The sequence below is a fragment of the Pseudarthrobacter sp. NPDC058362 genome (genome assembly GCF_042723515.1).
Taxonomy (GTDB): Bacteria; Actinomycetota; Actinomycetes; order Actinomycetales; family Micrococcaceae; genus Arthrobacter.
In genome coordinates, this window is record NZ_JBHXIW010000003.1 from 229,434 (window position 1) to 242,140 (window position 12,707).

The window sequence follows — 12,707 nt, forward strand, 5'->3', positions numbered from 1 at the left end:
CTGCCGCCCAGTTGTGGAGTCTTGGGTGTCTTTGGGCCAGAACTCTTTTGCAGGCACTATGAGCAGCCCTCAAAGTTTGCCTGACGCTCAGTATGACCTGGATTCGGACTAGCTAGTGCCCGATCGATCGGTACCACAACTTTTCACCACACGACAACGGACCGCAGCGCTGACCCGGCTACTAAGACGTCTTCGGACGGCGTGTATCCCGAGTCGCCGAGGCGATGCACACCGAACCATGCGATGCCTTAAATATCGTCCTGACTAACCTTTGCCGTCTGGTTAGGAGGGGTATGGGCCGGGGGACCGGACCGGGAATCAACGACAACAAATGACGTCGCACGACTACAAAGGAATCTCTTTCATGGCACTTAACCTCAATGTCGAGCAGCCACCAACGGCGGCGGGAGCAGCCGCTATCAGACGACGTTCCATGATGGCCAGTACGGTCGGCAACATCTTGGAATGGTACGAATGGAGCGCCTATGCGGTGTTCGCGCCCTTCATTGCGAAGGCAATGTTTAACTCAACCGATCCCGTCTCTGCATTGCTGTCAACCTTGGCGGTATTCGCGGTTGGTTTTCTCATGCGACCACTCGGCGGCATCATCTTCGGACGCATCTCCGATGTGAAGGGCCGTAAGTTCGTGCTGATAACAACGATGCTCATGATGGCAGGCGGGTCGTTGCTGATTGGTCTGATGCCCACCTACGGTCAGATTGGCGTTGCAGCTTCCGTTCTGTTGCTTCTCGCCCGCGTTGCCCAGGGATTTGCGCATGGCGGTGAATCTGCGACTGCCAACACATACATTGCCGAGATTGCACCCCACAATAAGCGAGGTCAATGGGGCTCAATTGTGTTCGTGGCGATCTTCGGCGGATCTGTCCTTGCCTTTTCAATCGGTGGCGGGGTCACAAATGTGCTCTCCAACACGGAAGTTGCGGAGTGGGGATGGCGTATTCCGTTCCTCTTCGGCGCCGTACTCGCTCTTGCCGCACTGTACATGCGCCGGGGCATGAGTGAAAGCGAAGTCTTCGACGGACAGCAGGAAACGCGGGCTGTCTACACGGTGCCGCCCGTGGACCGCAAAAAGGTCGTGCGGTCCATTCTGATGATGATCGGCATGACATCCGGAATCACAGCAGCTCACTATACGTGGACGTCGTACGCGTCCACCTACGCGATCACCAGGCAGGGCATGGATGCCGAAGGAGCCTACTGGGTTACTGTTCTCGCGCAATTGATTGCACTGGTTTCGCTCCCTCTTTGGGGCAGGTTGTCAGACAAGATCGGACGCCGCCCTGTCCTCATCGGCTTTGCACTCGCGATGATCATCGCCCAAATCCCACTGATGAGCATGATCAACTCCCAGCCCTGGACGCTGTTCGTTGCTTCCACAACGGCTCTCCTCATCGTGGGCGCTTCCGGCGCCCTGCTCGCGTCCGTTCTTTCCGAAGCATTCCCAACCAGGATCCGGACGCAGGGCATTGGTTTCGCGTACTCATTCTCGGTTGCAATTTTCGGCGGCACAGCACCTTATCTCAACGCACTTTTCAACAGCTGGTCTCTGGGCTGGATGTCGAATGTCTACATAATGATCCTTTGTGCAATGACGGGCTTCGTGGTCTACAAACTGCGCGAGACCAAAGGTATCGACTTGAAAGACGCCTAGCAGCTCAGTTCGATGGCACCTGCCCCTTTGGCTTCCAGCTAAAGGGGCAGATGCCTTTGCAACGGTACGGTGCGGTGTCGATTCGCACATAGTGAGCGCGTACAACAGGGAAGCTTTCACGCCTTGACACGGCCGTAGCCCCCACGTCGCCGTTACCGAAAGGGATCCTCGAAGGCGACGACGTCACTGGGGGTCGGGTGCCGCCTTTCCATCAAACATCTGGACAAAACATAGGCAGTTAGTCCCGCGTTGAAGTCTCCTCGAAAAAAACCATACTCGCCGTGACGCCGGAGTCGTGGCTGAAAGGATATCCATGTCACGTAATTCCATTGCCAAGCAACGGGCCGAGCTGTGTTCCCCCGGTCGACGCCCCTTGCTGTTGCCGCGAGACCTGGGACTTATTGCCCTATTCGCGGCGCTCATAGCAGCCCTGGGATTTGTAGCGGTTCCAGTTGCAGGTCTTGCAGTGCCGATCATCCTGCAGAACCTCGGCGTGTTCCTGGCTGGCGCCGTTCTCGGTGCTCGGCGGGGAACGCTGACCATCGTGACCTTTTTGGCTCTGGTTGCAGCAGGTCTCCCGCTGTTGTCCGGAGGCCGGGGAGGTATCGGCGTGTTCATGACCCCGTCATTGGGTTATCTGCTCGGGTGGGTCGCCGGCGCCTTCGTTATAGGTTTTATTACGGACAGGATCCGTTCTGGAAAGCGCTATTTTCCAAAGGTGCTGACCGCCGTTCTGCTCGGTGGAGTGCTGGTCATTGACCTGCTCGGAGCGCTGGTGTCGCCCCTGTTCACCGGTTTGGATCTGGGCGTCACCTTGGTCGGTTCGGCGGTATTCCTTCCCGGAGACATCCTTAAGGCAGTACTGGCCGCGTTGGTAGCAGCTGCAGTGCATCGCGCCTATCCGGTTCCGCCTGCAGGTGTCCGGCGAGGCGAAAGGGCGGTCTAGGGTCGCTCGTGGCAGCAGGAAGGACGTGTGTGCATGATTTCTCTGCAAAATGTCAGCCATGACTTCGACGGATTCCAGGTGCTCCGGGAAGTAAACCTCGAACTTCACGAGCACCGGATCGCCTTCATTGGCGCCAATGGCAGTGGCAAATCCACCTTGGCCCGGACGCTAAATGGGTTGTTGGTCCCGCGGCGCGGATCCATTTCAGTGGATGGTGTTGATACGCGCAAGGACGCTGCCCGGGTTCGTCGCAGGGTCGGTTTCATGTTTTCAGATGCAAATCACCAGATCATCATGCCCTCTGTTGCCGAGGACATCGGTCTGGGGCTACGGGGACGAAAACTGTCCAAGCTGAAAAAGGCCGACATCGTGGCCGAGGCCCTGGACCGTTACGGGCTATCGGGACTTGCCGCCCACTCACCCCACCTTCTTTCCGGAGGGCAAAAGCAAATGCTCGCCCTGGCCTCCGTCCTGGTCACCGATCCGGAGATTCTGATCTGCGACGAACCAACTACCCTCCTTGATTTGCACAACGTCCATATCTTCCTCGATACCATCGGCGCCTTGAGCCAGCAGATCATCCTGATGACTCACCATTTGGAAATCATTGAGGATTTCGATCGGGTCATTGTCATGGATCGGGGGCAGGTTCACTTCGACGGATCGCCACAGGAGACTGTTGCCGCTTATCGGCGCCTGATCGGCTCCCGTCAAAAGAAGAACATTCACCTATGACCGGTCTCTATGTCGATAGTGCTTCGGTCCTGCACCGGACGCCAACGTCCGTGAAATTCCTGCTGCTGTCCCTGATTCTTGCAGGTGTTTTTCTCGTAGAGAATCTGTATGCGCTGGGCGGCATTCTGCTGTTCAGCGTGCTGCTCTACCCAGTCGCCGGCATCCGGTTGCCGTTCGCTTGGGCGGCGGTCCTACCCGTGATTCCTTTCATAGTGCTGACGGTCGCAGCCCAGATGGTGTTCAGCAGTCTGCACGGTGGGGCAGTGTTCGGGGTCCGGATATGCGTGGCCGTTCTTCTGGCGAGCCTGCTGACATACACCACCCGCAGCAGCGACATGCTGGACTTATTCGGTAAAGTTCTTGGACCGTTGCATCATGTCGGCGTCAGCCCCTGGCGGGCCGGCCTGGTGCTGTCGCTTACGGTACGCGCGGTTCCGATGCTGTCAGCGTCTATCACCACGGCGCGGGAAGCATTTGTGGCCCGCGGTCAAAAGGCCGCCGGCTATGAAATTGTGGTTCCCGTTATCGTCGGGCTGATCCAGTCTGCCGAAGCCATCGGTGATGCCATCTCAGCCCGAGGCCTCGAATTCGACGTTTCTGAGGCCTGATCCTCAGGCAGGACATCAAAATAGAGGTGGGCGTGATTCCTGCATGCTTCGTTGAACTCCGCCTCGCATGATAGGCAGCGGGTGCTTGCACGGTAATCAGCAATGGTCAGCTCTGCCCGGCAGACGCCGCAGAGAATGGCGCGCTCTTGCCATTGATCCTCCGGCCACACCTGGGCGGGATGGCCGGAGGATTCTTCATGGCACCGGAAGCACGGATAGTACTTTCCGCAGCAGCGGAACTTGATGGCGACGACGTCCTTGTAAGTCCGGTAGTGAACACAGCGCGTCTGCTCATCGATGGGTTTCCCGTAAACCTCCATGGAGTCCTTCCGGTCCTGTTACGGTGCACAAGTTCTTGCGTGCACACCAATCCCGCCGAACGCCGAGCTCTGGAGTGCCAACCATACCCATCTTACTTTTTCACTGCCAGCACTGGGGGCTACAGCGCCAGTGAAGGAACGCTCCCGACATCCCAACGGTTATCTTGGCCCCTCTTAGATGGCGTATCCCGCGGTTCGAGGACCGTTTGCGCGTGAACCTTGAAGGCGGTGAAGTTCGGGCCAGGATCCTGTCAGGCTTCAGATTCATTGGGTCCCGCCGCCTCAGGCTGTAATACCTGCTTGATAACCGTGCTCTCGCAGTGGCAGCAGATGTCGGGCGACCTTCACTCAGGGACTTCAGTGGGGGAGGCTATCAGCTGCAGGGCGCGGGCCATGGCCTGTTGGCAGGCTTGGGCCTGGTGTTCGCGGTGGCCGACGGTAGAGGTCGCGTGCCCATTCGAATTCCTGGGCTGCTTCGCGGTATCTGGCTTCGTCGAATAGGCGGCGTCCGATTTGGCGGCGGACCAAGGCTTCGCGTCAAAGTGGCGTTCGACGGCGGCCGCGTTAGCAGTTGCCTCTCGGCTGGTCGGGAGGGTGATTTGGTTGTTGGGTTGGATGGCGCTGCCGCGGTAGATGAATTCGGCGTTGATGGCGCTGGCCTGGGTGGAGCTGACGGGCAGGCGAGTTCGTGGCCGGGTTCGTCGTCGTAGGGGGAGATGGTGTCGTCTCCGACGAAGAGCCCGTCGCGGATGGTCATGCCTTGTTCGGCGAGGACTCCGGTGAGGGCGGTGATGGTGCCGGCGTGGGGTTTGGGATGTCCGGGTTGGCAGGGTTCGCGGGTGTAGAGGGGGAAGAGGATGGATGTGGCGGTGGTGTCGGCCGTGAGGTAGTGGGCGACGGTGCGCGCGTAGGGGAGCTCCAGGCCGGCCTAGCGGGGCATGTCGATCCGAAGGGTGGCACTGATGCTGTTCTCGTTCAGGGTAATGCAGACCAAGCTTTCCTTCGGCCAGAAGCCGAGGGTGTGCCCGATGAAGCTGAGCACATCCGGCGGTGTCTTGATGGCGAGCTTTTCCATGATCACTGTTCTCCTAGACCCCCTTGCGTCGACATTGTTCTGCGGTTGTCGGTGGTGGGCGTAGTTCTCGTAGGGGACCATCCGCTGGGTTGAGCCTGGGTGCAACTTGGGGGATCGGCAACGGGGCCGAAAACTTCATCCGCAGGCACTGCTTCTACTGCGGGTGTGGGGAAGTTTTCGGTTCCGGGGCCGGCGCGGTAGCGCCTTGGTTGCGCGGAGGGCCCGCCCAGCGATCATGGGACGTATCAGAATGACAAGCAGCCGCGCATTCATTGGCGCGCGGAGATCAGGCGGCATGGCCGGCGCGGGATGAGTGCGGACGGTATCGCTGTCTTGCCGGTCGGAAAGAGCCGGGGAATGATTCTTGGGTCAGGCTATGAAATCCGAACACGGCCTGTGAGCCGACACCCAGCAGACGATTTGACCTGTCGCCGTGGTGATCGGTCCGGATGGTCTTGACCCGGGCCGGCAGGTCAGCCGTTCATCTCGGCAATGGACGATGGGGCATTTACGCCTGTCAAATTGGCCGTAGATTTTGGGCAATCGGCCGGATAGGCGGGCTGCCGCCTTACTACCTCCGAGGCGCCGGCAGCAGGGCGTTAGGGCTTAAGTTTCTGTCTGATGTGTTCAATTTGATCGGGGTCGATCCAGTAGTCGCTGTGAACTCGGGGTTCTGGATCCTTTTCGGGTTCGAGTGGATCATCCAGCAGTACGTTGTCTAGGCGGTTGGCGCTGGGGATTGGGGTCGCAATAGGATCTGTCTTGCGCCAAAAATTTGCGAGGGAGATTGATTTGTTGCTGAGTCTGGCGAAGAAGTTCTCGGAGAAGTGGGCGGGGAAGAAGGCTGCATAAAGGGAATAAAGGGGGGAGCCGCAGGTGATCAGATGAACCCGCCGATCATTGTCGAGCTCCGTGTGGACGAGGAGCCAGGCGCAGATTACTGATCCTTGCGAATGCCCTACTAGGGCGATGCGTTCCAGGCCCTGCCGGTTGAGTTCATTTGTCACTCCCTGGATCACAGTTTCTCGATATGACCGCCCTGCCCAGGGGTGCCATTCGACAGGCCAGAAGCCGGCCACATCGGCAATCTGGTTGTAGATCTTGCTGACCGAGTGCATGTGCCCCGCCAAGAGCATGAACACAACGATCGCCACGGCGATGACTTGTGAGATAAGCGCACTGAGGGATTCTCCTAGAGGTCCGCGAATCCAGCTGGATAAGAGTAGAGCGTTGCCGGCGTATGCGGAGGCTGCGAGGGCCAACAGTAATGAGGGAAGCAGGGTGTGCGGAAGACCGCCTATGAACCGGTGGATGTATTCGGCGCGTTGGGTCCTTTCCCATTCCCGTGGCCATCTTGCACCGTGAGGCAATACGGCGTTTATCAGGAATGCCGACAGAACGAGAATTAAGAGGCAGACGAGCCCATAGAGGGGGATACGGTCAACGATTGCACCCGCGTCTTCGCACGCTCCGCCATAGGCGGGCATGACCAGGCGGTCGAGCGGGCTGAGCCCGGTTCCGTCCTGGAAGATCGTGAAGCCGTCGAAGCCATCGAGGTAGGTTGCTATCCAGCCGACCCCGAAGCGGAGTGCGGAACCGGTTGCTTGGAACAATGAGACGGCGATGATCAGCACCAAGGCGGCGCCTGCCAGACTGGGGCTTCTTGGTGCGCGTTTGTCGCTGACACGAGGGCTTTCGGGCCAGTTCGGCACCATCTGGGACTTGGTCACATATCCACTTGCGATGAGCAGGACACCTAACAAGAGAGTCAGCCCAACGGATGAAGCAACCAGGGCCGTCAGTGTGTCCCAGCGGGTAGTGAACAGTTGGGGGTTTTCAGCCAATCTCGTGCAGTACTCTGCCAAAGGCATCGTTGCATGCCAAGAACGGAGTTGTTCAAGCTGGTCCTGCGTAGTCGGGCTTTGAACTGTTAGCCAACCCAGCCCTGTCGGTGCCCGCCAGAGAGTCGGTGGTGAGAAGTAAAGAACAGCGGATGTCGCGAGCACAGCAGTGAGGTGCAGGGCTCCGATTAGTCCAAGCGCTACAGGATTCGCAGACAGCCTTCGAGTGACCAGAAAGATGACCCGCAGAATAATCCCAAGGGCGATAACTGTTGTAACAACCAGGTTTGGGAATTGGCTGCTGCCCGGATCCAGCCATGGAACGACGGGCAGCTGCGGCGCGGATGGCAATCTAATCCAGCGGAATCCAGTTTCGATGATGGCGACTCCCCAGAGATGGAGCGATACGGTCATCACGAGACCGATGATGACGGCTATGAATCGCACCGTCCACCCAATTACGCGGGTTCCGGGGCCGTTCGGAGGAGGCGCCATATTTGCTGCCACGTTGATTAACGTGAAGGGCAGAGCCAAATACCAGAGGAACCGAGCTGCCCTGCGGGACGTCCGGGACCAATTGATGAGCCGAAGTTCGTGGTTAGGAAGTCTCGGGGGCGCCAACGTGTCAGGGCGAGTCGGGTACCCCAGAAAGAGCACAGGCGGGTGGCCGAGGGCGTCCAAAAGATGCTGATCGCCAATTCCATGAACACGCAATTCCAACGCCGGCGCGTCAACAACCTCTTCTTTGGGGCCACGCTGGAGCTCGTGCTTCATGGCGTCACAGTACGCAAACACCAATCCCTTTGACCAGAGTGGGATTCGTATTAATGCAGGCGTGCTTCAATCGATTTAGGGTGCGTGCAGCCCCTCCAGTGTAAGTACCGTTTTCGTACCATAAGCGTATGGCTATGAATCTCCGTGTTCCTGAAGACCTTGACCGGCGGCTGGAGAAGTTGGCTGCCGAGGAACATACATCGAAGTCCGCGCTTCTGTTGCAGGGCGCAGAGTTGGTTCTGCAGCGCTACGCCCGCCGGCGTGAAATCAGCGACGGTCTTGATTTTGTTATGAGTCATGACGCTGATCTGCTGAAGCGCCTTGAGGACGCGTGACACCATACCTGGACCTTGAGAATGCGCTTCGGGTAGTCGATCGGCACGGGTTCCTATCCGTGATGTCGAGTTGATGGCCTCGGCATTGGCCAGGCCAGCTGCGACTGTCATGGGCGCCGAAAGCCTACCCGGGAACTGGCGGTGAAGGCGGCAGCCTTGTTGGAATCGGTAGCCCGTTTCCACCCACTCATTGATGGGAACAAATGGACCGCCCGGACCCTCATGGTGCTGTTGCTGTGGATCAACGGTTATCGCCATGACTTCACCACGGACGAAGGCTTCGACCTCGTCGCTATCGCACGATATCCGTCGGCTATCACCCTGGCAGTATCAGCCGCCAAATGGAGCAGTGTCTCCTTCGAGCTGGCGCAAACCGATGGTACGGCGGCTATTTGCCGAGGCCCGGCGAGCCCCCAGAGCGGACGCTTCGGACACCTTCGTCCCTCTTGGCAAACACTGTCACGATGAAAGCAAGCTGTCTGCCCTGCAGCGAGCGAACCTCCGCCAGATCTTCGGACCTCTCACCATCCGATGTTCGTCGTCCGCCAGTAAGTCGCTCGTTACCGACAATCTAGTGGGCCGCGGCGGTCTCGGAAAGGAAACGCGGCCGCCACCCAGGAAGGGCGTGTCTCCCGCGTACCCGAGACCGGTGAGATAGGGCTAGGCGGGACGCACAAGTCAGCCGTCATCCAAGAGTGGCCACGCAAATGCGCTGAGGCAAATAGCCGGTGCGCAGCCCGTTGATGGATATTCGGGCGCACTTCGTACCGCGCCGCCGGCGCCGGCGACGGCAAAGCGGGCCGGAGGACCCTATGCGCGGGCATACGGACACATGTATTCCTTTGCATATGGAGGTCGGGGTGGCCGGCCCACAGTGTCTCTCCGGGATTGACATTCGGACAAATTCTAGATTGTAGGCGGGAAAGTGAAAGCAACAGTCGTTTACGAATCGATGTACGGCAATACCCACAGCATCGCTCTGGCAATAGCAGAGGGACTGGGATCGGCAGGAGCCGCGGATGTGGTCTCTGCACAAGAGGCAACCCGCATGGATCTCGCCGGCCTCGACTTACTGGTTGTCGGCGGCCCCACACACGCGCACGGCATGACCCGGGCGCAAACACGTCATGCAGCCGTAAGTGACTCCATGAGCAGGAACAAAGGGCTGACCGTGGATCCCTCGGCCAAAGGTTTAGGCCTACGTGATTGGCTCGACTCTCTCGGGCCGGGCGCTGGCAAGGCAGCAGCCTTCGATACTCGGGTGGACATGCCGGCACTATTGACTGGGCATGCGTCCAAAAGTATTGGAAAGAAACTGAAAGAACACGGTTTTGAGCTAGTGGCGGATCCAGAGAGTTTCCTGGTCAGTGGGGACAGCGGGCTCCTTCCCGGAGAACTGGATCGGGCACGGGCGTGGGGCCAGACGCTCGCCTCGACTCTCAAGGATGAGCATCGGCCCTCCAGCTGAGGAAGCAAGTCCCGGTAAACGAGGAGAACGGACATGACGTACTCTACGAAGGTTCTTACTGCCGTCGTCTTCACCATTGCGGTGCTGCCGGGAGGATTACGGTGAAGGCCCGTTTCATTGTCATGCTTATCGTGGGCGTTCTGTTTTCACTGATCGGTGCCAGCTTGGTCATTGGCGGAATTGGAGCGTACGCCGCACAAAACGGCGATGGATACATCAACTCACCCGTCGAAAGATTTGCTGTCGATTCGCGCGCAATCACATTCGGCAAGGCCGAAGGCCTGCGGAACGACGACGTGCCAGAACCCTTGCCCTTCGATGTCGGCAACATCAGGATCCGCGCCGAACCGGTCAGAGAAGCGAAGGAAATATTCATAGGTATAGCCCCCCGAGGTGATGTGGAGCGGTACCTGGCCGGCTCAGACTACTCCGAACTTCTGAAAGTGAACTATGGGCCATTCCGTGCCGAGTATGAGGAAGTGGAAGGATCTGCCCAACCGGGACTGCCCGTGGAACAAGGCTTTTGGGTAGCTTCAGCATCAGGGGCCGGTCCACAGGAGATCGACTGGAACATTCAGCCCGGGAATTGGTCAGTGGTGCTGATGAACGGCGACGCCACCCCGGGACTTGCGGTGGATCTGCAGGCCGGATTCAGGTCAGAACTGCTGGGTCCGGTCGCTGTCGGGTTGCTGATCGGCGGAACGTTGCTCCTGGTCATCGGGGTTCCGCTGCTAATTTTCGGGGCAATAGGGCTGGGACGGCATCAGGCTACCCGCTCGATTGGGCCTCCTTCCAGGATGCTGCCACCTCAATCTGCAGGACAAGGACTGCCTTCGCAAGGGCCTGGCGTGGCGGTGCCTGCGGTCCTCGGTCCAGCACTCCCAGAGCCGGACCCGGCCGGGAGTGAGTCGATGCTGGATGCCAGGGCCGACGGCGGGCCACCACCTGCCCGGTCTGGCTACAGCCTGCACCGTCGGCAAACGGACGGCTACCCTTCAACGTTGCGGGGTGAACTGGATCCTGCTCTTTCACGCTGGAAGTGGTTGGTCAAATGGTTCCTGGCGATTCCGCATTTCATCGTGCTGTTCTTCCTTTGGTTCGCGTTCGTCATTGTCACGATCACCGCCGGGTTCGCGATCTTGTTCACCGGCCGCTACCCGAGCTCCCTTTTTCACTTTAACGTCGGGGTCCTGCGCTGGAACTGGCGGGTGGCGTTTTACGCCTACGCAGCACTGGGAACGGACCGGTATCCGCCCTTTACCCTGGCCAAGACGGACTATCCGGCCGACTTCGACGCAGAGTACCCCGAGCAGCTTTCCAGAGGGCTGGTATTGGTAAAATGGTGGCTTCTGTCAATTCCGCACTTGCTCATCGTGGCGGGGTTCACGGGTTCAAGCACCATCCGTTGGACCAACCCGGAAAACCAGGGAATAAGGTATGAAACCGGAACGGGACTTTCCCTATTAGGATTGCTGGTGCTCATCGCCGCCGTGACCCTCCTGTTCACCGGCCATTACGTTCGCTCCTTGTTTGACCTCATTCTCGGCCTCAACCGCTGGATCTACCGGACTCTCACATACACCGCTCTGATGCGTGACGAGTACCCACCCTTCCGCCTGGATCAGGGCCCAACGGAACACGAGCGGCGCAGCGCAGACGGAGTAGACCCCGGCCCGCCTCCAGCGTGACGGGGCTTTCCCCGGTTTTGTTTACACCTTGACCTGGGCGATTCCGCAACGCTATTTGACGCATGGGGAACGCGCAAGGACTCGACGAAGCGATCAAGCTTGCTCCTCCTGTTATCTCGGACAAGAGGTCCTTCGGCCCTCACATTTCCATGGACTGGGTGGGTAGCGTTGCACCATGAATGAGCGAAAACCTTCACGGAGGACGCGGGGAGACGCTGGCCAGTCCGTGCGTGGTATCTATGTGGCTGGCGGCGTTGCCGGGATTCTTTTTGTTGTGCTGTTAATCTCAGCCTTGATCATTGATTTCATCGCACCGCCCCCGGTTCACGGGGGCCGTGAAACGCTGGAATTCATTGCAGAGAACAAGACTCTCTATATTGCCGAACAGATCCTCTGGATACTGCCCAGTATCCTGCCGGTGGTTGTGTTCGTCGCGCTCTACATTGCGTTGGCCCCGCTGAGCAGGAGTTGGGCTCTCCTTGCCGCGGTTGTAGGCGGGTTGCCGTGGGCATTGTTGCTGGCTGTGCCCGTTTCAAGCCGGGGGTCGCTCAGCCTTGTCTACCTCAGCGACCGATACTCGGTGGCAGGTTCTGAGGGTGAGCGCGGTGTCTTCGCAGCGGCGGCGGAAGCGCTCATTGCCGAAAACAACACCCCGGCGATTGCGGGGCTCTTGTCGCCCGTGGGCATTTTTCTCATCTCACTGGTCATGCTCAAGGGCGTATTGCCTCGGTCGGTCGCCTGGCTGGGCCTGCTGACAGGAGCCCTTGGTGTGCTCAGTGAGGCACTGCGGTTCGTGGCACCAACGTTTTACTGGGGATACGGTGTACTGCTCTGGGCCTGGTTTATCAGCATCGGCATCAGCCTCATACGTCTGCATCCTGAGGCTCCTGTGCTTTCCGGCACCGTCCCGGAGAAGATCAGCTAGGAGAGGCAATGGAACAGATCCTTCCGTGGTTGATTTTCTGAGCTTCGCCCTTCAACGAAGTTCTCCAGCCGACGTTCAAGGTCTCAGGGACACAGAAATTCATCCGTGAGGTCGGTTTGTTGGCCTCGGCATTGGCCATGACAGCTACGGCTGTCATGGATACGGAGACTTATCCGGAGTTCGCGGTGAAGGCGGCAGCCTTGTTGGAGTCCGTCGCGCGGTTCCAGGCACTCATTGATGGGAACAAACGGACGGCGTGGACGCTCGTGGTGCTGTTGCTGTGGATCAACCGGTTAGCGGCATGGTTTCACCACGGATGA

13 protein-coding genes are annotated in these 12,707 nt (G+C 58.9%); 10 read left to right on the forward strand and 3 right to left on the reverse strand.

Annotated elements, in window-relative coordinates:
• Positions 1-364: 364 nt before the first annotated feature.
• The 4 genes from ACFWIX_RS08625 to ACFWIX_RS08640 all read left to right on the forward strand — a co-directional run bounded on the left by ACFWIX_RS08625 (position 365) and on the right by ACFWIX_RS08640 (position 3,961).
• Positions 365-1,672 carry an MFS transporter gene (locus tag ACFWIX_RS08625; protein WP_377215710.1) on the forward strand — a complete coding sequence of 436 codons (1,308 nt, stop codon included), beginning with the start codon at positions 365-367 and terminating at the stop codon, positions 1,670-1,672.
• A gap of 313 nt (positions 1,673-1,985) precedes the next feature.
• Complete coding sequence (locus ACFWIX_RS08630) at positions 1,986-2,618, forward strand: biotin transporter BioY (protein WP_377215711.1); 633 nt, start codon at positions 1,986-1,988, stop codon at positions 2,616-2,618.
• A 33-nt stretch (positions 2,619-2,651) separates the two neighbouring features.
• On the forward strand, positions 2,652-3,353 hold the full coding sequence (locus ACFWIX_RS08635; RefSeq protein WP_377215712.1) for an energy-coupling factor ABC transporter ATP-binding protein: 702 nt from the start codon (positions 2,652-2,654) through the stop codon (positions 3,351-3,353).
• On the forward strand, positions 3,350-3,961 hold the full coding sequence (locus tag ACFWIX_RS08640) for an energy-coupling factor transporter transmembrane component T family protein (protein WP_377215713.1): 612 nt from the start codon (positions 3,350-3,352) through the stop codon (positions 3,959-3,961). Before ACFWIX_RS08635 ends, ACFWIX_RS08640 begins: the two co-directional genes overlap by 4 nt.
• On the opposite strand, the gene ACFWIX_RS08645 is transcribed toward ACFWIX_RS08640, so the two are convergent.
• The 3 genes from ACFWIX_RS08645 to ACFWIX_RS08655 form a co-directional block, all read right to left on the reverse strand.
• On the reverse strand, positions 3,856-4,281 hold the full coding sequence (locus ACFWIX_RS08645; protein ID WP_377215714.1) for a CHY zinc finger protein: 426 nt from the start codon (positions 4,279-4,281) through the stop codon (positions 3,856-3,858). The two genes, ACFWIX_RS08640 and ACFWIX_RS08645, sit on opposite strands and share 106 nt — an antisense overlap.
• Positions 4,282-5,209: 928 nt before the next feature.
• Positions 5,210-5,356, reverse strand: coding sequence for a DUF4192 family protein (locus ACFWIX_RS08650; protein WP_377215715.1), 147 nt, complete (start codon positions 5,354-5,356; stop codon positions 5,210-5,212).
• A gap of 599 nt (positions 5,357-5,955) precedes the next feature.
• Positions 5,956-7,971, reverse strand: coding sequence for a hypothetical protein (locus tag ACFWIX_RS08655; protein ID WP_377215716.1), 2,016 nt, complete (start codon positions 7,969-7,971; stop codon positions 5,956-5,958).
• A gap of 128 nt (positions 7,972-8,099) precedes the next feature.
• On the opposite strand from ACFWIX_RS08655, the gene ACFWIX_RS08660 reads away from it, so the two are divergent.
• The 6 genes from ACFWIX_RS08660 to ACFWIX_RS08685 all read left to right on the forward strand — a co-directional run bounded on the left by ACFWIX_RS08660 (position 8,100) and on the right by ACFWIX_RS08685 (position 12,707).
• Positions 8,100-8,306: a ribbon-helix-helix protein, CopG family gene (locus tag ACFWIX_RS08660; RefSeq protein WP_377215717.1), complete on the forward strand. Its 207-nt coding sequence runs from the start codon at positions 8,100-8,102 to the stop codon at positions 8,304-8,306.
• A 141-nt stretch (positions 8,307-8,447) separates the two neighbouring features.
• A complete protein-coding gene (locus ACFWIX_RS08665) occupies positions 8,448-8,774 on the forward strand; it encodes a Fic family protein (protein WP_377215718.1) in 327 nt (108 codons plus the stop codon).
• A 457-nt stretch (positions 8,775-9,231) separates the two neighbouring features.
• Positions 9,232-9,774 carry a flavodoxin family protein gene (locus tag ACFWIX_RS08670; protein ID WP_377215719.1) on the forward strand — a complete coding sequence of 181 codons (543 nt, stop codon included), beginning with the start codon at positions 9,232-9,234 and terminating at the stop codon, positions 9,772-9,774.
• Positions 9,775-9,875: 101 nt separating this feature from the next.
• Positions 9,876-11,462 carry a DUF4389 domain-containing protein gene (locus tag ACFWIX_RS08675; protein ID WP_377215720.1) on the forward strand — a complete coding sequence of 529 codons (1,587 nt, stop codon included), beginning with the start codon at positions 9,876-9,878 and terminating at the stop codon, positions 11,460-11,462.
• Positions 11,463-11,637: 175 nt separating this feature from the next.
• Entirely contained in the window at positions 11,638-12,387 is a 750-nt protein-coding gene (locus tag ACFWIX_RS08680) for a DUF4386 family protein (RefSeq protein WP_377215721.1), read from the forward strand.
• 137 nt (positions 12,388-12,524) lie between these two features.
• The gene (locus ACFWIX_RS08685; RefSeq protein WP_377215722.1) at positions 12,525-12,707 is read left to right on the forward strand and encodes a Fic family protein; all 183 of its coding nucleotides are present in this window, start codon (positions 12,525-12,527) and stop codon (positions 12,705-12,707) included.

What these genes read in the sequence shown, in the direction of transcription:
- ACFWIX_RS08685 (WP_377215722.1), top strand. Translation starts at nt 12,525, where the DNA reads ATGACAGCTACGGCTGTCATGGATACGGAGACTTATCCGGAGTTCGCG.
- ACFWIX_RS08680 (WP_377215721.1), top strand. Translation starts at nt 11,638, where the DNA reads ATGAATGAGCGAAAACCTTCACGGAGGACGCGGGGAGACGCTGGCCAG.
- ACFWIX_RS08645 (WP_377215714.1), bottom strand. Translation starts at nt 4,281, where the DNA reads ATGGAGGTTTACGGGAAACCCATCGATGAGCAGACGCGCTGTGTTCAC.
- ACFWIX_RS08650 (WP_377215715.1), bottom strand. Translation starts at nt 5,356, where the DNA reads ATGGAAAAGCTCGCCATCAAGACACCGCCGGATGTGCTCAGCTTCATC.
- ACFWIX_RS08640 (WP_377215713.1), top strand. Translation starts at nt 3,350, where the DNA reads ATGACCGGTCTCTATGTCGATAGTGCTTCGGTCCTGCACCGGACGCCA.
- ACFWIX_RS08635 (WP_377215712.1), top strand. Translation starts at nt 2,652, where the DNA reads ATGATTTCTCTGCAAAATGTCAGCCATGACTTCGACGGATTCCAGGTG.
- ACFWIX_RS08630 (WP_377215711.1), top strand. Translation starts at nt 1,986, where the DNA reads ATGTCACGTAATTCCATTGCCAAGCAACGGGCCGAGCTGTGTTCCCCC.
- ACFWIX_RS08625 (WP_377215710.1), top strand. Translation starts at nt 365, where the DNA reads ATGGCACTTAACCTCAATGTCGAGCAGCCACCAACGGCGGCGGGAGCA.
- ACFWIX_RS08660 (WP_377215717.1), top strand. Translation starts at nt 8,100, where the DNA reads ATGGCTATGAATCTCCGTGTTCCTGAAGACCTTGACCGGCGGCTGGAG.
- ACFWIX_RS08655 (WP_377215716.1), bottom strand. Translation starts at nt 7,971, where the DNA reads ATGAAGCACGAGCTCCAGCGTGGCCCCAAAGAAGAGGTTGTTGACGCG.